The organism is Actinomadura sp. 9N215 (assembly GCF_044326345.1).
Classification (GTDB): Bacteria; Actinomycetota; Actinomycetes; order Streptosporangiales; family Streptosporangiaceae; genus Spirillospora.
In genome coordinates this window covers 1-20,941 of the sequence record NZ_JBIRBA010000048.1, presented here as the reverse complement: position 1 = coordinate 20,941, position 20,941 = coordinate 1, and the positions used below count along the sequence as shown (strand labels likewise).

General features: G+C 72.0%; 19 protein-coding genes. 6 read left to right on the top strand and 13 right to left on the bottom strand.

Annotated elements, in window-relative coordinates; genetic code table 11:
* Positions 1 to 52: 52 nt before the first annotated feature.
* From rlmN to ACH34T_RS42805, 3 genes are all read left to right on the top strand, one after another.
* Entirely contained in the window at positions 53 to 1,198 is a 1,146-nt protein-coding gene (rlmN, locus tag ACH34T_RS42815; RefSeq protein WP_396026759.1) for a 23S rRNA (adenine(2503)-C(2))-methyltransferase RlmN, read from the top strand.
* Positions 1,199 to 1,259: 61 nt separating this feature from the next.
* A complete protein-coding gene (locus ACH34T_RS42810) occupies positions 1,260 to 1,766 on the top strand; it encodes a DivIVA domain-containing protein (RefSeq protein WP_396026758.1) in 507 nt (168 codons plus the stop codon).
* Positions 1,767 to 1,829: 63 nt separating this feature from the next.
* The gene (locus ACH34T_RS42805) at positions 1,830 to 2,657 is read left to right on the top strand and encodes a DUF1963 domain-containing protein (RefSeq protein WP_396026757.1); all 828 of its coding nucleotides are present in this window, start codon (positions 1,830 to 1,832) and stop codon (positions 2,655 to 2,657) included.
* Between the two features lie 29 nt (positions 2,658 to 2,686).
* On the opposite strand, the gene ACH34T_RS42800 is transcribed toward ACH34T_RS42805, so the two are convergent.
* Both ACH34T_RS42800 and ACH34T_RS42795 read right to left on the bottom strand, forming a co-directional pair.
* Positions 2,687 to 3,376 carry a hypothetical protein gene (locus ACH34T_RS42800; protein WP_396026756.1) on the bottom strand — a complete coding sequence of 230 codons (690 nt, stop codon included), beginning with the start codon at positions 3,374 to 3,376 and terminating at the stop codon, positions 2,687 to 2,689.
* Complete coding sequence (locus ACH34T_RS42795) at positions 3,373 to 4,470, bottom strand: ATP-binding cassette domain-containing protein (protein WP_396026755.1); 1,098 nt, start codon at positions 4,468 to 4,470, stop codon at positions 3,373 to 3,375. Before ACH34T_RS42795 ends, ACH34T_RS42800 begins: the two co-directional genes overlap by 4 nt.
* A 411-nt stretch (positions 4,471 to 4,881) precedes the next feature.
* Here ACH34T_RS42795 and ACH34T_RS42790 point away from each other — a divergent pair, with 411 nt between their 5' ends.
* A complete protein-coding gene (locus tag ACH34T_RS42790) occupies positions 4,882 to 5,283 on the top strand; it encodes an HIT family protein (RefSeq protein ID WP_396026754.1) in 402 nt (133 codons plus the stop codon).
* Positions 5,284 to 5,766: 483 nt separating this feature from the next.
* On the opposite strand, the gene ACH34T_RS42785 is transcribed toward ACH34T_RS42790, so the two are convergent.
* The 3 genes from ACH34T_RS42785 to ACH34T_RS42775 form a co-directional block, all read right to left on the bottom strand.
* On the bottom strand, positions 5,767 to 6,021 hold the full coding sequence (locus ACH34T_RS42785) for a DUF1778 domain-containing protein (RefSeq protein WP_396026753.1): 255 nt from the start codon (positions 6,019 to 6,021) through the stop codon (positions 5,767 to 5,769).
* A gap of 411 nt (positions 6,022 to 6,432) precedes the next feature.
* A complete protein-coding gene (locus ACH34T_RS42780; protein ID WP_396026752.1) occupies positions 6,433 to 6,600 on the bottom strand; it encodes a hypothetical protein in 168 nt (55 codons plus the stop codon).
* Between the two features lie 169 nt (positions 6,601 to 6,769).
* Complete coding sequence (locus tag ACH34T_RS42775; protein ID WP_396026751.1) at positions 6,770 to 7,288, bottom strand: PH domain-containing protein; 519 nt, start codon at positions 7,286 to 7,288, stop codon at positions 6,770 to 6,772.
* A 124-nt stretch (positions 7,289 to 7,412) separates the two neighbouring features.
* On the opposite strand from ACH34T_RS42775, the gene ACH34T_RS42770 reads away from it, so the two are divergent.
* Positions 7,413 to 8,207 (top strand): hypothetical protein, encoded by a 795-nt coding sequence (locus ACH34T_RS42770; RefSeq protein WP_396026750.1) that lies wholly within the window; start codon positions 7,413 to 7,415, stop codon positions 8,205 to 8,207.
* 513 nt (positions 8,208 to 8,720) lie between these two features.
* Here ACH34T_RS42770 and ACH34T_RS42765 read toward each other — a convergent pair.
* From ACH34T_RS42765 to ACH34T_RS42730, 8 genes are all read right to left on the bottom strand, one after another.
* Complete coding sequence (locus ACH34T_RS42765; protein WP_396026749.1) at positions 8,721 to 9,911, bottom strand: hypothetical protein; 1,191 nt, start codon at positions 9,909 to 9,911, stop codon at positions 8,721 to 8,723.
* A gap of 173 nt (positions 9,912 to 10,084) precedes the next feature.
* Positions 10,085 to 10,942 carry a glutamate ABC transporter substrate-binding protein gene (locus ACH34T_RS42760; protein ID WP_396026748.1) on the bottom strand — a complete coding sequence of 286 codons (858 nt, stop codon included), beginning with the start codon at positions 10,940 to 10,942 and terminating at the stop codon, positions 10,085 to 10,087.
* A gap of 269 nt (positions 10,943 to 11,211) precedes the next feature.
* Positions 11,212 to 12,744: a hypothetical protein gene (locus tag ACH34T_RS42755; protein WP_396026747.1), complete on the bottom strand. Its 1,533-nt coding sequence runs from the start codon at positions 12,742 to 12,744 to the stop codon at positions 11,212 to 11,214.
* Positions 12,741 to 13,697 (bottom strand): FHA domain-containing protein, encoded by a 957-nt coding sequence (locus ACH34T_RS42750; RefSeq protein WP_396026746.1) that lies wholly within the window; start codon positions 13,695 to 13,697, stop codon positions 12,741 to 12,743. The genes ACH34T_RS42755 and ACH34T_RS42750 overlap by 4 nt, the downstream gene beginning before the upstream one ends.
* 2 nt (positions 13,698 to 13,699) lie before the next feature.
* Positions 13,700 to 15,052, bottom strand: coding sequence for a VWA domain-containing protein (locus ACH34T_RS42745; protein ID WP_396026745.1), 1,353 nt, complete (start codon positions 15,050 to 15,052; stop codon positions 13,700 to 13,702).
* Positions 15,049 to 16,461, bottom strand: a complete 1,413-nt coding sequence (locus tag ACH34T_RS42740; RefSeq protein WP_396026744.1) for a PP2C family serine/threonine-protein phosphatase — start codon at positions 16,459 to 16,461, stop codon at positions 15,049 to 15,051. Before ACH34T_RS42740 ends, ACH34T_RS42745 begins: the two co-directional genes overlap by 4 nt.
* Entirely contained in the window at positions 16,458 to 18,983 is a 2,526-nt protein-coding gene (locus tag ACH34T_RS42735; RefSeq protein WP_396026743.1) for a tetratricopeptide repeat protein, read from the bottom strand. The genes ACH34T_RS42740 and ACH34T_RS42735 overlap by 4 nt, the downstream gene beginning before the upstream one ends.
* Positions 18,980 to 20,185 (bottom strand): hypothetical protein, encoded by a 1,206-nt coding sequence (locus tag ACH34T_RS42730; RefSeq protein WP_396026742.1) that lies wholly within the window; start codon positions 20,183 to 20,185, stop codon positions 18,980 to 18,982. Before ACH34T_RS42730 ends, ACH34T_RS42735 begins: the two co-directional genes overlap by 4 nt.
* 231 nt (positions 20,186 to 20,416) lie before the next feature.
* Here ACH34T_RS42730 and ACH34T_RS42725 point away from each other — a divergent pair, with 231 nt between their 5' ends.
* Positions 20,417 to 20,920 (top strand): helix-turn-helix transcriptional regulator, encoded by a 504-nt coding sequence (locus tag ACH34T_RS42725; RefSeq protein WP_396026741.1) that lies wholly within the window; start codon positions 20,417 to 20,419, stop codon positions 20,918 to 20,920.
* Positions 20,921 to 20,941 lie beyond the last annotated feature (21 nt).

Sequence of the window (20,941 nt, the reverse complement as noted above, 5' to 3'; positions counted from 1 at the left end):
AAGTCCGTAGACGGACGATGCATGGGCAGGTGTTTGCCACACTGGGAGCACCATGTCTACCACTCAGCCCGCTGTCGCCGGTGCCTCGTCCAAGAAGACCCCGGCGAAACTCGTCTTCGCCGCTCCTAGGCGCGGTAAGCCGCCCAGGCATCTCGCCGACCTCACCTCGGCGGAACGCCGCGAGGCGGTCGTCGAGCTGGGTGAGAAGCCGTTCCGGGCCGACCAGCTGTCGCGGCACTACTTCGCCCGCCTGGTCGACGACCCGGCCAAGATGACGGATCTGCCCGCCGCCGTCCGCGAGCGGCTGGTGTCCGAGCTGCTGCCCTCGCTGCTCACCCTGGTGCGCGAGATGGACTGCGACGGTGGGACGACGCTGAAGACCGTCTGGAAGGCGTTCGACGGCGTGTTGTTCGAGTCGGTGCTGATGCGGTATCCGGACCGGGCCACGATGTGCGTCTCGTCCCAGGCGGGCTGCGGCATGAACTGCCCGTTCTGCGCGACCGGGCAGGCAGGGCTCACACGCAACCTTTCCACCGCCGAGATAGTCGAACAGGTCGCCGTAGGTGCGCGCACACTGGCCCGGGGGCGCATCCCTGGCGGGCCCGGTCGCGTCTCCAACATCGTCTTCATGGGCATGGGCGAGCCATTGGCCAACTACAAGGCGGTGCTGGGCGCGGTACGGCGCATCACGGACCCGGCACCCGCCGGGCTGGGCATCTCGCAGCGCGCGGTCACCGTGTCGACCGTCGGGCTCGTCCCGGCCATCGAGAAGCTCGCCGCCGAAGACATGTCCGTGCGGCTGGCGGTGTCCCTGCACGCGCCCGACGACGAGCTCCGCGACGAACTGGTGCCCGTCAACAACCGCTGGAAGGTCGCGGAGGTGCTGGACGCGGCCTGGGCCTACGCCGACCGCAGCGGACGGCGTGTCTCGATCGAGTACGCCCTCATCAAGGACGTCAACGACCAGGCGTGGCGGGCCGACCTTCTAGGCAGGCTCTTGCGTGGGAAACTCGTACACGTCAATCTGATCCCGTTGAACCCGACGCCGGGTTCCAAGTGGACCGCGTCGCGGCCCGAGGACGAGCGCGAATTCGTCCGGCGGCTCGAGGCCCACGGGATCCCGGTCACGGTGCGAGACACTCGGGGCAGGGAGATCGACGGGGCTTGCGGCCAGCTGGCCGCGTCGACCAAGGACTGAGCGTCCCGCGCGCGTCCCTCGCGGCGCGGGCGCGGGGACACGGCTGAGGAGCAGGTGCGCGGTGAGAGCGGATGCGCGGCTGCCGGTGGTCTTGCGCGGCTATGACAGGAAGCAGGTGGACGGCCTGCTGAGACGGGTCTCGCAGGCGCTGAACGGCGGGCCTCCGATGTCGGCGGACGACGTGCGCAGGACGCGTTTCGACGTCGTCCTGCGCGGCTACGAGCCCCATGCCGTGGACCGGCTGGTACGCGAATGCATCCTGGAACTCCAGGCGAGGGGGCCGATCGCGGACCGGCCCGGCCGTCCGCGCGCGCAACCCGCCTGGTTGATCAACTGGATCCAGAACGCCCGGTTCGCGGGTGCGGGCCTGCGCTCGGGCTACGACGTCCGCGACGTGGACGCGTTCCTGGACCGCGTGGTCGCGGGCCTGCGCGGAACCGCCCCGCCGTTGTCCGCCCGGGACGTGCGGGAGAGCACGTTCCGCGTCGTCCGGCTGGGGCCCGGGTACGACGAGCGGGAGGTCGACCGCTTCCTGGTGCAGCTCGCGGGCGCCCTCGAACGCCGCTGACGAAGTTATCCACAATTTCGCCGGAGGCTGCGTGCCGGGTCGGGGCTGCGTAACGCTACGTGCATGGATCATTTCGCGGCACAGTATCGGCGGCTCCGCTCCCTCTTCGCCGTCTTCCTGCCCCCCGAGATCGCGGCCGTCCTGCTGCCGCTGGCGAAGCCCGCGCTGAGGCTGGGCGCCGGCGGTGAGGTCCCCGTCCACCTCGGCGGCGTCCCGCTGCTGCCGCCGGGCGGGCCCTGGCCTCGGTGGCAGGGACGCCACCTCGACTTCCTCGGCGCGATCGACTTCGCCGTCCTCGGCTGTTTCGGCGACATTCCCGGCCTTCCCTCGTCCGGCAAGGCCGCGTTCTACTACGCGAGCGAGACGCCCAGGCCGTGGGGCGACGAAGCGGCGCAACGGGACGGCTGGCGGATCTTCACCGGCGAGCTCAGCGAGACCGTCCCACCGCCCGGCGCGTCGGCCAGTCCCCAGACCCGCCTGAGCGCCGCCCCGTTCCTCTCCCTGCCCTCGCCCCGGGAGACTTCCATGCGCCGACTGGAGGCCGCCTACAGCGGCTTCCTGGCCGTCTACGAGCAGCTACACGCCGTCTGGTCGCAGCACGCCTCGCCGGACGAGGCACCCGCACATCAACTCGGCGGGTGGCCGGCCCTTGTCCAGCGCCCGATCGGCCCCGACTGCCTGTACGCCTCAACGGGCCGCCCGCTGGACTCCCTCCGGCCCCCGCCGCTCTCGCCGGATGAGCAAACGGCCGTAGAGGAGTGGCGCCTGCTGCTCCAACTCGACTCCGACGAGCGCCTTGGCTGGTACTGGGGCGATCCCGGCCGCGTCTACTTCTGCACTCGCCCCGACGACTCTCTAGAACAATCCTGGCTCACCCTCCAGGCCGCCTGACGGCATTGGTCGGGCGGGTTCGGGACGGGTCAGGAGCGGCGGTGGGCTAGGACGACATAGGCCGTGCCGACGAGTGCGGACCACAGGGCCAAGTGGAGGGCGATGTCCGGAAACCGCGCGGTGAACTCGCCGGCGCCGTCGTGTGCGGCGCGGAGCCACTCGATCATCGGGACGGACAGCCAGGCGAGCCTTCCGATGCCGAGGAGCGCGAACGCGGTGGCGGCACTGAGGAGTGCGAGCAGCGAAACGCCTGGGTCGGGGATCACCGCCCGGCTCGTCCATGCGCCGAGCAGCGTGCCGGGCACGGCGGCGAGGAGGTTCAGCGCACAGCCCGCCAAGACCGCCCGCCCGGGCGCACCTACCTGAATTGCCTGGAGGAGAGGAACAGCCAATGCGACGACGCCCAGGCAGACGTTCACGCCATAGGCGGAGAGCAGTCCCGCCCAGGTCGGCGTGGAGCGGCGGCGTGCCGCGGTGGCCGTCAGCGCGCGTTGCTCGTCCGGCTGCGTGTCGAGGAGGGCGCGCGCCGCCCACGCCCAGACCGGGAACATGAACGCCGCCACGTCCCCGAACGTCCCAACGGCGAGATCGTCGGCGTCCGGCCCGCTGGGTCCCTGGATGAGCACCAGCGTCACCACCAGTGCCACGACGATCAGGGGGTGCAGGACGCGCAGCGAACGGACGTAGCCCGCGACCTGGAACCTGACGAGCGCGATCACCGCTTCGGCCTCCGCACCCGGTAGCCGTCCGCCCGCAACTTGGTCTCCACCGTGTCGGCCTCGTCCTCGGGAACCTCGACCTCCAGAACGACCCAGCCGGTCGCCTCGGACGGCAGGCCGGTCGCCACCCCGTCGATCGTTCCGGGCGGGAGGTGGGTCGTCACCCCGTGGGTTGTTCCGGGCGGGAGGTGGGTCGCCGTCCCATCGGTTGTTTCGGGCGGGTGAGGGGTCACGGTCATGTCGGTTGTTCCGGGCGGGTGGGGGTTCGCCGTCCCGTGGGTTGTTTCGGGCGGGAGAAGGGTCGCCGTCTGGTCGGTTGTTTCGGATGGGTGGGGGGTCACGGTCAGGTTGGTCGTTTTGGCCGGGTGGTGGGTCGCCGTGCTGTCAGTGGTTTCGGATGGGTGGGGGTTCGCTGTCCCGTGGGTTGTTTCGGGTGGGTGGGGAGTGACCGTTCTTTCGGTGGGTTCGGATGGGTGGTGGGTCGTCGGTCCGGTGGTCGTTTTCGATGGGTAGTGGGTCGTGGTTTCGTCGGTTGTTCTGGATGGGTGAGGGGTGACTGTGCCGTTGGCTACGCGTAGACGGTCGACGCCCGGGAGGGTCTCGATGCAGCGCTGGTGGTCGCTGACGACCACGATGGCGCCTTCGGCCGCGAATTCGGAGAGGAGAGCGGGCAGGGCCGCACGCGTGGCCGCGTCGAGCCCGGCGAAAGGCTCGTCCAGGATGAGAAGGCCCGGGGTGTCCATGAACGCCTGCGCGAGTCCGACCTTCTGCGCACTGCCCTTCGACAATTCCGGAAGCCGCACATTGAGGAGGTGCTCAAAACCGAGTCGCTCTGCCCAGGTCCCGACGGAATCCGTGGAAACTCGGCGAATCGCGGCCATGTGCCCCAGGTAGCTGCGGACGGTGAACGGCTGATCCACTGGGAAACGCTCAGGGGCGTATCCGACGCGGCTGGGTCGCTCCTTGAGGGTGCCCTTGCGCGGGCTGCGCAGACCGGCGATCACACGCAGAAGAGTGGACTTCCCTGCACCGTTGCGTCCTGTCACTTCGATCACGCCGCCGGGAGGCAATGACAACGTGACATCCCTGAGCACCCAGGGATCCCTCCGGTGGTAGCGAAAGGCGACACTCTCCAACCGCATGAAACCGGCACGCTAGCGCCCGGTCCCTAAGAGCCGCGTTAGCCCGGCACGTGGACGGCGTCCGAACCCGACGCTGACCACGCGCCCGCAGTCACCGCGTGCCCGCAACGCCCGCCTCTGGTGCCATCGCCGCGCTCCTGGGGTGTCAGCAGATCGAGTAAGTCCGTGAGGTGAAAGGTCGGCGGGGGTGCGCTGTGCTTCTGCCCGGTTGGAGCCTGTCGCCGCCGTTGCCATGGCCGTCACCTACGTCACCTCCTCCGGCATCACCGCCAAAGTCGTGGTCGGTTCTGTGGGTGGGAGGTGATAGGTGTGGGGGTTTGCGGGAGGAGAGTGGTCGGGATGGGTGGAGCTCGCCAGGGTTGTGTGTTCTGCGAGATCGTCGAGGGGAAGCGGGACGCGCATGTCGTGATGGACGCGCCGGACGTGGTGGCGTTTCTGGATGCGCGGCCGCTGTTCAAGGGGCACACGCTGCTGATACCCCGGGCCCATTATGAGACGCTCACGGACCTGCCCGGCGAGTTTCTGGGGCCGTTCTTCGGGCATGCGCAGCGCCTTGCCGGAGCGATGGAGTCGGTGCTCGGCGCGGCCGGGTCGTTCGTGGCGATGAACAACCGGGTCAGTCAGAGCGTCCCGCATCTGCACGTGCATGTGGTTCCGCGTAATCGGAAGGACGGGCTGCGCGGGTTCTTCTGGCCGCGGCAGAAATATGACTCCGATGAGGAGGCGGCGGCCTATGCCGCGCGTTTGTCCGAAGGCCTCACCTGACTTGCAGGGCAGGGCCAGGGTCGTGTCGGGGATCTGGGCGTCGTGGGGTGCCGGGGGCTCGCGTCCCACCAATGGATTGCGCTGATCTCTTCGTTGGGGACGAAGGCGGTGTGGCGGGTGGCGACGCGGGCCGTGAAGACGGCTGCGTATTTCGTCGTGGGGCGGATCGGTCAGGTGGAAGCGGCCGTAGCCGGCGAGGGTGAGGCGAGGGCGGGGAGGTGGAGGCCGCTTTCCTCGTGTGGTTCGTGGACGGCTGGCTGGTGGGGCGTTTCGTCGGGGTGGAGCTGGTCGCCCGGTGGTTCCTGTCGATGGGGGTGTCGGTCGAGGGCCGAGGGCGGGTGCCGGGTGTGCCAGACGGCGGCGAGGGCCGCGGGGGTCGGCGCGTCCAACGGTGCGCGGGGCCGGGGCGGCAGGAAGGCCGTGAGCGCATTACCGCTGTGATCTCGCGTTTAATGGTTCGTGCATGGCTCGGCGAGGGTGCGGTCAGGTCAGGGCCAGGAGGAGGGCCGTGAAGGGGCCTGTCGGGTCTGTTTCGGCGGGGGTGGTCGCTTCTAACGCGGCGGCGTGTTCGTAGAGGTCCCGTTCGGCCCGGTCTAGGGCGGCGGACAGGACGAAGTCGGTGACCGTCCAACCGATCAGCTCGGCCGCCTTGCGAATCACGAGGAGCTGATCCGCGGAGGGGCGGAGGGTGACGTGGTCGTCGGCGGCGGGAAGGTTCTGGCGAACCGACTCAGACATGGCCGGTCTCCTTCCTTACGGCATCTAAAAGTACGCCGGAAGGTGTCGCCGGGACATCCTCATTGAGAACGAGAATCGGCGGCTGCTTGGAGGAGTCGGCGGGCGCCCCAGTCGCAGGCCTGTTTGTTCGGTTTGAGGTGGACAAAGCTTTCGACGGAGATGACATCGGGGTGGTGCGGATGCGGCCGAAGAGTTGGGAGGGCGGGCGGGAGGGGGATGGCGGTCTCGTTGATTTCGTTTCGGCTGGCTTCTCCAGGTTGCCCTTGCGTTTCACGCCGATCGCCATGGGGTGGGAGAAGACGACCATTGGCGGGGTGGTGACGTCGACGATCGTCAGCAGGACGTTGGGTTCGGGAGCGTCCGGACGCGTTGCCGGACGGTGGTCTCAGAGAGGTCGACCGCCTCGTCACCTCAGTACCGGTCAGGCATCGCGATGGTGCCCGAGGCTGGCCACACGGCCACGGTGACCGAGACGGCCACGGCGACGGCGACTACGACGGCCACGGCGACGGGACCGGGACGGTACGGGACGAGGTCGGGACGGTGTTGAGTCGTTTCCGGCTTCGCGGGACTCGGCATTGGGGGAGTGGAACCAGCCCGGTGGTTTGTGGGCGTGGTGGGGTGGGGCTGTGGCGCTGGGAGGCCGTCTGGGTGACGTGGCCATAGGTGGTGGGGGGGCGCCGGTGGTGGGCACATCCTGGTGCCCGAGGGGGAGAGTGGGGGCGGGCTGGTTGGAGGCCGGTCGGTTTTAGTCGGGGGATTCGTCGATGGTGCCGAAGATGACGGACGAGACCTCCAGGTACAGCTGCTCCGGGTACGGCATGAAACCGACGTTGCGGAGCGCCTGCTTCTGGCCGGCGGACTCCATCACGAACTCGCCGTACCCGAGGATCCGTCCGATCATGGAGCGGTTCAGGGCGATGTCGGTGACCTTGGCCAGCGGCATCATCGCGACGTTGCGGTTGAGCACGCCGTTGATCACCATCACCCGGTGCTCGGTGACCAGGAAGAACTCCACCGACCAGGCGATGACCTTCCAGACCAGGTAGCCCAGGGCGACCAGCCACAGCCACCAGATCCACGCGAGACCGACGACCGCGCTGACCGCGCCGCAGGCGACGAGCCCGGCGACGACGATCGCGACGGGGAGGAGAAGGACGGCGGGGTGGCGGCGGACAGCGATGACACGTCCCTCGTAGGACATCAGGTATTTGTCGACGGTGCGCGACGAGCTGTCGTGTTGCACCATCATGTCCTGCAGATTCACGGCGGCGTCCTCGTCATGATCCGGGTGGTTCAACGGTAGCCGACGCGGTGCCGCCGGCGCAGAAGCCGTGCGGTAAGAGACGAGGCCCTTGCCGGTGGCGAAACGGCGGCTGATGATTGTCTGCATGGAGGCCGTTGGGGAGCCTGGGGCGGGGCGGCACGGGCGGGCGGACGCGCGTACGCGGCGGGACGAGTTCGCGGTGGAGGTCACGAGGCGTCCTATATGGCGACTGTTGCTGCGGGGCCTCGGCGTGTATCTGCCGGGCTGGGAGATGCCGGCGGGGGCGCTGCGAGTGCGGGACGGGACCGCGGACGGGTTCGGGCCTCCGGCGTACGTGAACGGCGACGCCGGGTTCGGTGTCCAGATCCCCGATCGGCGCAGGGGGCTGGAGCCGGACCGGGAGATCTACGTGCGGGGACGGGAGAACCCGAGTTTCGGCATCGTCGTCGCCGGCCCGGCGGCGGCGATCGGCAGCCGGGTGGTGGACGCGGACGCGCTGATCCGGTTCGCGCGGAGGCTGACGTTCGAGGAGCTCTTCGACACCGGTGACGCCGATTCCGTCCCGTACGCGGTGCGGGGTGCGCGGGCGGTGGAGAACGCGGTGTTCCTCGACCGGGCGGCCGGGATCGGGCTGTGCGTGGAGGTCGATCCGGTGACGCGAGCCGTGACGTGCCCGCTGTACGCGCGCATGGGCACTCCGGCGGAGCGGACCGTGCGGGCCTTTGGCGCTCCGCTCCCCGGACCCTCGCCCTACGGGGCACCACCTCACGGCCCGTCGCCCCATGGCGCGCCCTCGCATGGTGAGCCATCTCATGGGGCGTCGCCTCACGGATCGTCGCCTCAAGGTGCGCCGACGCATGGAGCGCCGCCTTACGATCCGTCGCCTCGTGGCGCGCCGTTCCATGGACGGTCGCCTTAAGGTACGGCCGCTTAAGGTGCGCCCGCTTTAAGGTGCGCCGTTGCTGGGAGCGTCGGCTCATGGAGCGTCGTCTCAAGGTGCGTCGGCTCATGGAGCGCTGCCTCACGGCCCGTCGCCTTGTGTGCGCCGTTTTATGGAGGGTCGCCTTAAGGCGCGCCGCTTAGAGGTGTGCCGTTGCTGGGAGCGTCGGCTCATAGAGCGCCGTCGCATGGAGTGTCGTCCTTAGGTGCGACCTCTCATAGGGCGCTGCCTTACGGTCCGTCGCCCCCATAGCGCGACCTCGCATGGTGAGCCATCTCATGGGGGGCGTCTCACGGATCGTCGTCTTAAGGTGTGTCGTCGTGTGGAGTGCTGCTTCACGGTGCGGCGTTTCATGGAGCTCCGTCCTTAGGTACGACGTCGCATTCGGTGCTGCTTCACGGTCCGTCGGGATGCGGAGCGTCGTCTTCAGGTGCGTGGTCGCATGGAGCGTTGCCTTAAGGGTGGAGTGTTGCGGTTCGTCGGCTCAGGGGGTTACGGGGTTGACCAGGCGGTGAGGTCCCAGAGTTGGTGGGACGGGAGGCGGCGGAGGCGGACGGTCGCGGCGATCGGGTCCCAGAAGACCTCGTCGCTCTCCAGTTCCAGTGACTGCGCGGCGGTCAGGACGGCGCACAGGAGCTCGTCGCGTGTCCGGACGGCCATGAGCGGGCCTATCTGCGCTACGGCGCCCGAGCTTTCCGACAACGTCCGGAGGAGGGCCTTGAGGGCGGCCTCGTCCTCGGGAGGACGGGTGGGCTCGACGCCCGGGGGGACGCCTGGTTCGACGCGGGCGAGGCCGCGCCTGGCGTCGGCGGCGGCGCCGTTGCTCGGGAGGTCGGCGCCGGTCGAGATGAGCAGGGCGCTGAACGCGCCGGCGAGGTCGTCGGCGGCCTGGCCGCCGAGGAAGTACCGGCGGCGTTCGGGGGAGCCGGGCGCGTCGCCGTTGGGGCCCTCGGCGGTGCGGAACCGGACGTTCAGCCGGCTCGACCGCACGCAGCGCTCGTACATTTCGCTGAGGATGTCGTCGAGCTGCTCGTCGCGCGTCCAGAGGCGCCCGGTGGCGGTGACGGCGTCGCCGTGGGTGCGGGGACGGCCGGTGAGCGCGGCCGTGACGGTGTCGTCCAGCTCGCCCTCGGTGAACCGCAGCAGTTCGGCGACGACGTCCTCGACGTCCTCCAGGGTGCGGGTGAGGGTGCGCTGGAGCTCCAGGATCTCCGTGCCGCCGCGCTCCAGGTCGGCCAGCCGGTCGAGGGCGAGGTCGACCCTGCCGTCGGCCGCGCCGCCGCCAGTGCGGGTGACGGCGCGGACGGACGTCTCCACCTCGGTCAGCTTCCTGCGCAGCGCCGCGAGCGTGATCCGCTGCTGTTCGAGGTCGCGGAGCCGGCCGGCCTGCGTCCGAAGGAAGTCGTCGGCCTGGTGGACGAGGCCCGCGAGCTCCTCCACCTGTCCGGTGTTCTGCCGGAGCCGGGTGTCGAGGGCGGGCAGCACGTCCTGCTTGACCCGCGACAGTTCGGCGGTGAGCTGCTCGCCCACCGTGACCAGGACGTTGTTCTGTTTGGTGACCTGCTCGTTCAGCTCCTCGATCCGGCGGGAGAAGGCGTTCGCCTGGTCCCGGCTCTGCTTGCTCGCGTAGAGTTCGAGCGCCCCCACCACGAAGCACAGCACGACCAGGACGAGCGTCGTCATGGCACTCCTCGGACGTGACGGTGATTACCGGACCGGGTTTTGATCGCGACCATAACTTACGATCGCGCGCGCCGATGGGCACTTACGTAACCGACTGATCTCAGTGACCAGCCGGTCTCACCTGCCCTTCTCGCGCCATTCCGTAACCGCCGTTTCGCTCTCGGTCACGAATGTCACACGCAGCCCTCGAATTGCGGCACGGTCGTGGTGACCTTAAGTCCGACGGGACCGAACCATTTCTTCAGCAGTTCGGGAGCGGTGCCGTCCTGGTACATCTCGGTGACGGCCTTGTTGACGGCCTCGCAGCCCTCCACGTCGGACTTCCTGATGGCGATGCCGTACGGCTCGTCGGTGAACGGCGCGTTCACGATCCTGAGGTCGTGGCCGCTCCCGGACGCCTTCGCGGCGAGGCCCGCGAGGATCAGGTCGTCGGTGGACACCGCGTCCAGCCCGCCGCTCGTCAGGTCGGTGAGGCACTGCGCGTAGCCGTCCGCCTCGACGGGCAGCGCCGCGACGCCCTGCTCGTCGTGGACGCGCGGGAACGACACCGAGCCGGGCACCTTGCAGAGCCGCCGCCCCTTCAGGTCGTGGATGCTCCGGATCTTGGCGGCGTCGGACGCGCGGACGAGGACGTCCTGGTGGGCGACGTAGTACGGGCCCGCGAACGACACGTTCACCTTGCGCTCGGGCGTGACGGAGTAGCTGGCCACGACGAGGTCGACATCGCCGTCCTGGACCATCTTGTCGCGGGTCGCGTAGCCGACCTGCTTGAACGTCAGGTTCGCGGGGGCGACGCCGAGCCGCTCGGCGATCTCCTTGGCGATGTCGATGTCGAAGCCCGTGTACGAGCCGCCTGCTGTGCGCTCGCCTACGCCCGGCTGGTCGGCGTTGACGCCGATGACGAGCGTGTCCTTGACGGCGACGGAGTTCTCGCGGGCGTCCGCGATGCCGCAGGCCGTGCCCGCCGACAGGACCGCCGTTGCCGCCACGAGCGCCGTCGCCGCGCGCCGCAGCCGGGCCGTCGCGCGCAACGGGGCGACCGCGCGCAGCGGGGCGGCTGCGTGTAGCCGGGCTATTGCGTGGAGCCGGGCTGTCGCGCATAGCCGGGCCATTGCGTGGAGCCGAGTTGTCGCCCATAGCTGGGGTGTTGCGTGTGGCTGGGGTGTTGCGGTGCGGGTCTGCGGTGGAGTTGGCACGGTCCGGGGGTGGCGTGGTCGGGCTGTGGTGGTGCGGGGGCCCTGCGGCGGCGGGGGCGGTGCGGTGCTGTGGCTCGGCGGGAGGCGGCGCAGTGGGGGCCGCGTCACTTCGACCACCGGTACTCCGCCAGGCGGGGGCGGACGCCGACGAACACGAGCAGCGCGATGACGACGCCCGCGATCGGCAGGACGGCGTACCAGCCGCGCGTGCCGCCGTCGCCGTCGTCCACGGCCTCGTCGAACGCCTTCTGGTGGATGCGGGCCAGCGACTGCAGCGACCGGTCGTACTCGGTGAAATCGGCGGCGGACGTGCCGCGCCCGGCGACGGCCTCGGCGCGCTTACCGCCGTGGACGAGGTTCCGCATCTGCCGGTCGTTCGACTGGACCTTCTGGTAGTCCTTCAGGATTTTGTTCAGCGCGTCCACCATCTGCGCCTGCCGGGCGTCCGACTCGGTGGGGCGGTTGGCCTCCGTGCCCAGGAAACCGAGGAACGGCGCGCGTCCCGGCTCGAACGCCAGGCTCTTCTGGACGGCCGTGTTGTACTCGGTCAGGTTCCCGGCCTTCAGGTACAGGACGGTCTGGGACTTGCTCAGATAGACCTGCTCGTAGGCATCGGCACGTCCGGGGTCCAGCAGGAAGCGGGTCTCGTCGGCGGCGGCGCTGTTGCTGATGGCGCGCGTCCGGGAAAGGGCCAGGATGGAGTCGAAACCCTCCTCCTTGGCATTGCGGAGATGGTCCGCCTGCCCGGACAGCATCGCGGTCCCGGCCACGACCAGGACGAACGTGCCGAGCGTGGCCGCCGCCAGCGGCACGTTCAGGAGCCGGCGGAAGCGGCTGGCCAGGAACAGCTGGAAGGCGACGAGGACGGCGAGGAGCGCCAGACCGGTGACGAGGATCCAGGTCCGGCCGGTGAGGACGGCGGAGCGCTTCTCCTCGTACGTGTGCCGGACGAGGGTGCCGTTGTCGAGCGTCAGGTTGTACGCCTTGGGCAGCAGGTCCAGCTTCATCAGGTCCGTCGCCTGCCGGTACAGGTCGATGACCCGCTGCGACGGCGGCCCGGACGCGTGCCCGGACTGCTGGTCCAGCATCAGCGCCTGCCCGGCGAGCCGCTCGTAGCGGCCGAGCGCGTCGAGGACGTCGCGGGCGGTGTTGTCCTCGGTCCGCTCGTCGGCGAGCTTCGCGGCCTTGAGCAGCGCGTCGCCCGCCTTCTCCCGGTTCTCGTTGTAGCGGGCGAGGGCCTGGTCGCGGCCGCCGCCCGCCGCGCCGCCGATCAGCAGCGCGTTGGCGAGCTGCGCGTCCATGTCGGTGAGCTGGAAGTACAGGTCGCCGGTCGCGACGACCTGCGGGCCCGCGTCGTGCCCGATCACCCGGACGCCCTCGCGGGCGTTCGCGATCGCCCACCAGGACACGGCCAGCAGCGCCACGAGCAGGACGGCCGCGAGCGCCGTCAGCGTCCGGATGCGGGCCGCGACGGTGCGGGGCACGAGGCGCGCGACGCCGGTCGGGGGCGTCTCGGGCGTTCGCCAGAGCCGTCCGGCGGGACGCCGCCGCGCGGGCGGGGCCGCCCGCTCCCGCGGGTGCGCCTGCGGGGAGGAGGCGGGCTGTCCCGCCGCTGGAGCCTGCTCGACGGCCGTCATGTCGCCTCGCCTCGGATGAGCCTGATGGTGGTCCAGGCGCCCACGTGGATCCGGTCGCCCTCGGCCACCGGGACCTCCACGTTGTTCGGTATCGGATCGATGGACCCGTTCATGCAGGTCCCGTTGGTGGAGCCGGGGTCGACGATCGTCCAGGTGCCGTCCGGCTTGGCGAGCAGGACCGCGTGGACGTGCGAGATGCCCGGGTCCTCGGGCGGCTCCCGCAGGTCGATCTCGGGCGGGGACGGCTGCGAGGAGCTGCGCCGTCCGATGCGGATCTGCGTCCCGGCGAGCGGGATCCGCCGTTCGGGCGCGTACGGCGGGAACGTGAGGGCTGCCGAGTCGGGGCCCTCTTCGGCGATGACCGTGTTGTAGTAGTCGCGGTCGGCCGTCACTATCGCCGTCCAGAGCGTCCTGGGGTCCCCTGTCGCGCCCGCCACGCCTGCCGCGCCCGTTGTGCCTGCTGTTCCGGGTGTGGCCGGAGTGGCGCCTGTGGTGGCTGTGCTGGGGCCGGGCGGGGCGGGGACGGGGGATTCCGGTGTCGCGGGCCTCGGTTCCGACGGCCCGGGGACAGGCGCCGGAGTGGGCGTGGACGACGGCGACGGCGACGGCGTGGGGGACGACCCGGGCGGCGCCGGAGTCGGAGGAAGGGGCGGAGACGGGTTCGCCGGGGCCGTGCGCGGCGTCGGTTTGCCGCCGCCCGTGGCGAAGTCGTAGCCGCACGCCTCGCAGAAGCGGTCGCTGCCGGGCGTCCCGCAGTCGGGGCACGGCGTCGGCCCGCCGCCCTGGCCGCGCCCGCCGCCTTGAAGGGACTGCAGGGCCGCGGTGCCTTGCGGACCGGACGCGCCCGAGCCCCCGCCGGACGGGGAGGCGGGGGAGGACGGTCCGATGCGCTCGCCGCAGACGTCGCAGTAGTCGGACGCCTGCGAGGTGTGTCCGTTGGGGCAGCTCGCCATGCTCAGCCCTCGCCCCGCCGGGTGGTGACCGTCTCGTCCTTGCGCGTCCGGACGGTCTTGCTGGAGCGGGTGTCGAGCTCCATCTCGTGGGCCTTGTCGACGTTGCGCTTCAGCCGGACGGTGCCGGACTCCAGGTCGACGACGTCCACGACCCGGCGCAGCATCGAGGTGATCTCGTCGTTGCCGGCCTCGTTCGCCAGCACCACGGCCCGGCCGAGCCGCGCGGTCGCGGTGTCGAGGTCGCCGTCCTTGCGGGCCTGGAGGCCCTCCTGGATGGCGGCGGCGAGCTCGGCCTGCCCGGTGTAGTGCGCCACCCGCGCGTTGATCCTGGTGGAGCGGGCCTCGTCGTCCGTCCACTGGGCCAGGACGTTCCCGCTGGCGAGGACCTGCGCCTCCTCGCCGGGCGCGCCGGGGACGACGAGCTTCACCCACGCGGCGCGCAGCTCCTTCCCGACGTCGCCGGGCGGTACCTCCACGCAGACGTGGTAGTCGCGGCTCTCGGCGCCCCACGCGCCGAGCGGGTAGTCGCCGGCCTGCGGCCCGGCCTCGACGCGCTTGCCGGTGAGGTCCTCCACCGACGGGAGGACCTGCTTGACGAACCGCAGCGACGCCGTCTGCGGCGTCCACACGCGGAGCGCGACGTCGGCGACGGACTTGCCCATCGCCGCCTCCGTCATCGCCCGGAAGTCGGCCTCCAGACCGGCGGGGTCGGCGACGATGTCGACGCTGCCGAGCAGCGCGGACGCGATCTTGCGCAGCTCGGCGACCTCCCAGTCGGTGCCGACGCCGCGGCAGTCGCACACGAACCGGCCGTCGCAGCGGAACAGGACGGCGTCGAGCTCCTCGGCCGTCTCGTGCTGGTTCTTGCCGTCGGTCAGCAGGATCGCGTGCCGGAGGCCGCCCTGGTCCTGGCCGAACAGTTCGTCGGCGAGCCGCAGCCACGAGCCGATCGCGGTGCCGCCGGACGCCTTCAGCTTGTTCAGCGCGATCTTGGCCTGCTCGCGGCTCTGCGGAGACGCGGCGACCAGGCCCGGCCGCGCCGGGAAGACCATCTCCGCCGTGTTGGAGCCGGAGATCACCGCGAACTCGACGCCGTCGCGCAGCGTGTCGATCGCCACCTTCGCGGCCGCGACCGCCGCGCGCAGCTTCGTGTCGGGATAGGACATCGACCCGGAGGTGTCGATGATGATGACCTCGGACGCCCTGGTCGACGACGGGACCGCCGCCACGGCCCCCGCGGCGGCCCCCTCGGCGGCCGTGGCCTCCACGGACACGATGGCGTGCACCTCGCGGCCGTCCTCGGGCAGGAACTTGTTCTGGTCGATCTTGACGGTGAATTGCGGCTGCTCGCTCATCGGGGCTGCTCCGTGCTCTGCGTCGTGCTCTCGTGGATGCGGCTCTGCGGGGCGGCGGGGGACGGAAGCGGGATGACGGCGACGGTGATGTTGTCCCGGCCGCCCGCGTCCAGCGCGTGGCGGACCAGCGTCCGCGCGACGCCGAGCGGATCGGCCGCCGGGTCGTGCCCCGGATCCGGCGGCGCGCCGCCCGCGCCCTCCGATCCGGCGGGTGCGGCCGCGCCGCCTGGGGCTCCGGTCGCGGTGCCCGGGGCTCCGGCCGTGCCGCCCGGGGCGGTCGTTTGGCCGGGGCCGGCGGCCAGGAGGGCCGCGAGGTCGCGGGCCGCCGGGAAGTAGTTCCAGAGGCCGTCGCTGCACACCAGCAGCGTGCCGGGGCCCGCCGGACGGAACGACGCGACGTGCGGGCTGACCTCCCCGGCGTCCGCGCCCAGCCAGGCCGTGATGACGTGCGCGTTCGGGTGCTCCTCGGCCTCCGCCTCGGTCAGCGAGCCCTCGGCGACCATGAACGCGGCCCACGAGTCGTCGTCGGTGAGCCTGCGGGACGGGCCGAGCTCCGCCATGTCGCCGGTGCTCACCTCCGCGTCGTCCGGGTAGGCGGCGTCGGGGTCCGGAGGGGTTCCGTCCTCGCCGGGGTCGACGGCGCCGTCCGCGGACAGCCAGTAGGCGCGGCTGTCGCCGATCCACCCGACCGTGACCGCCGTGCCCCGCGTCACCGCCGACACGTACGTGCACGACGGCGCGTCCGTCGAGGACATGCTCAGCGCGGCGACGGCCTCGGCGGCCTTCAACGCGGCGGCACGGGTGGCGGCCTCGGGGTCGTCGCCGGAGTCGAGGCGCGCGACCAGCTCGGCGGCGCCCGTCTCGGCGGCCGTGCGGGACGCGTCGTCGGGACGCTGCGACGAGCCGACGCCGTCCGACACCACGGCCGCGACCCCGGCGGAGTGGACGGCGATGGCGATGGCGTCCTCGTTGCGGCTGTAGCGGCGTCCGCGGTCGCTCGCGCCCGCCGCGACCACCGGACGGGTCCCGTTCACGGCCCCGCCCGCGGTCCCGGCGGCCGGGATCTCGATCTCGATGTGGTCGCGTTCGGCGGGCTGGCGCAGCCCGCAGGACTCGCAGTAGCCGTCCGCGTCGATCTCCGTCGCGGCGCAGCCCGTGCAGGGGCCCGCGGGCGCCCGGCGGCGCGCCGGGAGCGAGGACGAGCTCTGCTTGATCGTCGCGTCCGGACGTCCCGCCGTGCCCGCCTCGGCCGGCGCCGCGCCGGGCGGGGCCGCAGGCGCGGCGGCGGGCGCGGCGTCGGCGAGGCGGTGCCCGCACTCCTCGCAGAAGACCTCGCCCGCGTACACGATCTCGCCGCACGCGGGGCAGGAGAGCTCCGCGGCCTTCGCCGCGTGCTGGTCGCCGGTCACAGCAGCGTCCTCGGGCGGACGGCGTTGGCGGAGTCGACGAACCGGCGGCATTCGTCCCGGTCCCGGGTGCGCCGGGCCAGCTCCCGGTACGTCGACTCCAGCAGGCGGCGCAGCTGCGTCTCCGCGAGCGGTGTCCCGAGGACGGCGCCGCCCCGCGTCCCGCTCGCCGCGCCCGGCCCGTCAAGGAGCCAGTCGAGAGCGGCCTCCAGCACCTCGGCGGCCAGCCGGTCGCGGCGCTCCCCGTCCAGGTCGAGGGCGGTGAGCCGGTCGCCGGCCGCGACCAGCTCGGCCGCCGTGAGGTTCGCGGGGGTGCGCCCGCGCACCACCGTCGCGACCGCCGCGACCTGCGCGGGCAGGTACCGGATCGAGATCTTCGGGACCGAGTCGAGCGCGGCGACCGCCGCCGCCCGGTCGCCCGCCGCCAGATGGACGCGGGCCAGGCCGAACGCCGCGTTGAGGTAGCTCTGGTCCGTGCGCCACACCATCTCGTACAGGCGGACGGCCTCCCGCGGCGCCGTCCGCTCCCGGCAGTAGGCGAGGGCCAGCTTCGGCGCCGCCTCGCCGGGCAGCAGCCCGTACAGCCGGTCGAACCAGGGATCGGCCTCGGCCACCCGGCCCTGCGCGAGGAGCCCGACGGCGCGGTACCAGCCGACCCGCCAGTCGCCGGGCTGCTCGGCGTCGAGCTCGTCCAGCAGCTGCCCCGCCTCGGCGTGCGCGTCCAGCTCGATCTTCACGCGGGCGAGCGCCAGCCGCACCTCGCGCGTGACCTCGGGCGCGTTCTTCGCCGCCGCCACGACCTGCTCGGGCTCCAGCGCGCCGAGGTCCGAGACGAACGCGGCGGCCGGGTCGGCGGCGTCCACCAGCGGCACCGGCAGCGACGCCGCGGCCACCGCGGGCGGGACGGGCGGCAGCGCCGTCTCGCCCGACTCGCCGCCCGCCATCCGCGGCGCGAACCGCTCCGGGCCGAACAGCCCGGACGCGGCGGGACGCGGCGCGCCGTCCTCGGCGGCCAGGACCTCCCGCAGCACGCCGGTGAGCTGCTCCGCCATCTCCCCGGCGTCCTGGAACCGCTGCGCCGGGTCGTTGTGCGTCGCCCGGCGCAGGAAGCGGTCGAACGACTCGAACCGCTGGAGCACGGGCACCTGCGAGCGCTCCGGCAGCGAGTTCGTGAACGTCCTGGTGAAGCCGCGGAACGGGAAGCTCAGCACGGCCAGCGCCCGCCCGACCGTGTACAGGTCGGACGAGATCGAGGGCCCGTCGTCGGCGATCTCCGGTGCCTGGTAGCCGACCGTGCCGTAGATGGCGCCGCCCGGGTCGTCCAGCCGCCGGACGCCGCCGAGGTCGATCAGCCGGAGCTGCTCCTCGGACTGGATCACGTTGTCCGGCTTGAAGTCGCAGTAGACCAGGCCCTGCGCGTGCAGGTACTCGAACGCGCGCAGCACCTCGAGTCCGTACGCGATGGCCTGCGCGAGCGGGAGGTGCTTCTCGCCCGAGGGCTGCGGCTGCTGGAGGAGGATGTCCTTGAGCGACTCGCCGCCCACGTACTCCATGACGATGTAGCCGTCGCCGTCGTGCTGGACGAAGTTGTAGATCTTGACGATGTTGGGGTGCTCGACCTTGGCGAGGAACGCGCGCTCGGCCGCCGCGGCCCGCATGGCGTCGGCGTCGCCGCTGTCCAGCAGGCCCTTGAGGACCACCCACCGGTCGCTGACGTTCCGGTCCACGGCGAGGTAGATCCAGCCGAGGCCGCCGTGCGCGAGGCAGCCGAGCACGTCGTACTGCCCGCCGACGAGGTCGCCCTGGCCGAGCTTCGGCGTGAACGAGAACCTGGCGCCGCATTTCGGGCAGAACCCCTCGGTGCGGCCGGGCTGCCCGCCGCGTCCCCGGCCGACCGGATGGTCGCAGCCGCTGCAGAAGCGCTTGCCCTCGGCGACCTGCGGATCGCTCATCACCGCGGTGGACGGGTCCCGGGACACGACGCGCGGCACCTCGACCAGCCCCGCGCCGAGCATCCCGCGGCGGCCGGACGAGCGCGCCGACCCCGTGCGGGTGCTGCCCGTGCTGGTGCTGCCGACCGTCCCGCCCGAGCCCGAGCGGCCGGACGCGCCCGCGCGTGCGGTGAGCGTCGTGTGCGCGGGCGGGGAGCCGCACACGTCGCAGTAGCCGTCCATGATCGTGCCGGTGCAGTCGGGCATGCGGCACGCGTCGGGGGCCAGGGCGACCGGCGCCCGCGGGGCCGGCACACCGGGGGCGCCCGGGGGGCTCGCCGGTGGATTGCCGCAGACGTCGCAGTAGCCGTCCGTGATCGTCCCGGTGCAGCCGGGCTGCGCGCACGCGTTCGGCGCGGGCGGGGCCCCGGTGGAGGCGGCCGCCGGACCGGACGACGCGGCCGCCGGGCTGGACGAGGCCAGCCGCGCCCCAGACGACGCGGGCGGCGGGCCGGACGGGGCGGCCACGCCGCATAGGACGCAGTATCCGCCGTCAATGGTCCCGGTACAGCCCGGCTCCGTGCACTGGCTCATCGTTCCACTCCCTTCGCCCGCGCGTTGATGGCCTGCTGGTATCCCGACAGAGTCACGGTCGCCTTTCGCAGATCACAGGGGGACGTCCACAGCAGCTCGCGGGCCTGCTCGTACATCCGGGCCAGCTCGGTGTCCTCGGCGTGACCGAGTCTCGCAGCCTTCACGCGGTACCCCTCCAGCCGCCCGCGCAGCTCCTCGCGCCGGTCCAGCAGGCCGCGGATCACGCCGGTGGCCTCCCGCGCGCGTTCCAGCGCGTCGTTCGCCGCCCGCTCCAGTGCGGCGACCCGCTCCGCCAGGTCGCTCCAGGCGGCGCCGTGCGCCGGACGGGCCACCGCGGCGAGCCGGTCGGCCAGGGCGGCGGACAGCTCGGGCAGGTCGGGCAGCGTCGGCTTGGCGATCTTGGCGAGGACCTCGTCCCGGACCCGGCGGGCCTCCGCCTCCGTCCCGCGCAGCCGCTCCAGGACGGCCGCGACGCCGCGGAGCCGGTCGGCGAACCCGTCCCGCAGCCGCTCCGCCTCCGCCAGGCCGCGGCGCACCTCGGCGAGGCCCGTCCGGATCGCGTCCAGCCGCCCGGTGTCGGCGCGGCCGTCGCGCGCCAGCGCCATCGGGTCGCTCCGCACGACGGCGGCGACGGCGGCGAGATCGGCGCGGAGCCGGTCGAGCTTCGGCTCAGCCCCGCCCAGGGACCCCAGCAGTTCCTCCGCCGCCCGCCGCTCCGCCTCCACCTCGGCGAGCCGCGACAGCAGCGCCGACCAGACCGTGTCCAGCGCCGCGACCGCCCGCGCGGCCTCCTCGTACAGCGGCGTCATCCGCTCCACCGCCGCCCGCAAGGTCAGCTTCTCGCCGGACGGGACGGACAGCAGCGTCCGCCGCTCCAGCGGCACCTCCTCGGCCGGAAGCTCCACCGACGGGCCCGCGAGCAGCCAGGTCAGCTCCTTGAGCTGCGTCTGCCCGGGCTTGGAATGGCGGGCCCGGAGCTCCTCCGCCGCGCCGAGGACGCGCCCGTACACGTCGAACAGCGCCCACAGCGAGCCCAGGCCCGCCCGCACCTCCGACTGCACGCGCCGCGTCTCCCCGTCCAGCGCCGCCCCCTCCAGCAACTGGTAGCCCTGGTGGGCCTCAAGTTCGAGCAACGCCGCGCTGATGCGCTCCCGCTCGTCGCGGAGCCGCGCCAGCGCGCGGTCCGCCTCGTCTCGGCTCATCGGGGGCCGGCCCACCCGCGCGTCACTCAACGCCGGTCCACGGTCGGCCCATGTTCGCCCCGATTCCCCCAAATAGAGCACGTTTTGGAGCCCAAGTTTTCACCATCGAAGGTCGCCTTCTCAACTGCGCAGCCGATCATCGCCCTCCGTGACCCCGGGCTGAGTCACGTGACTCGATCAGAGCGTCCCGGAGGCCTCCACAATGTCAGTGTTCGAACGTATGATCGAACCATGGCGAACGTTGCGACGCACCCTCAGCCCGACACCACCGCGACCGCCCCGCTGACCGCGGCGGAGATCGCCGCTCTCGCGCTCTCGCTCGCGCACCTCGGCGCCGGCCCGCAGGCCACCACCGCCCGCCGCGCCCTGCACACCCTCCTCGACGCGGCCCCCCACGACGACGTGGTCACCACCACGCTCGCCACCCTCACCACGCCGCTCGACGCCCCCACCTCCGACCGCGCCCGCGTGATCGCCGCCGCGATCACCGAGCACCGCGTCGTCCGGCTCTGCTACGGCGACGCCGGCGCCAACGTCACGATCCGTGAGGTCGAGCCCGTCACCTGCCTCGTCCACCGCGACCACTGGTACCTCGTCGGCTGGTGCCGGATGCGCCGCGGCGTCCGCGCCTTCCGCTTCGACCGCATCCTCGCCGTCGAGTCCACCGGCCTCCTCGCCCGCACCCGCCGCGCCGACGGCTACCTCCCCTTCCAAAAGCGCAAGAGGGCTCGTTAGCCCAGGGGGGCGCCCCCCTGG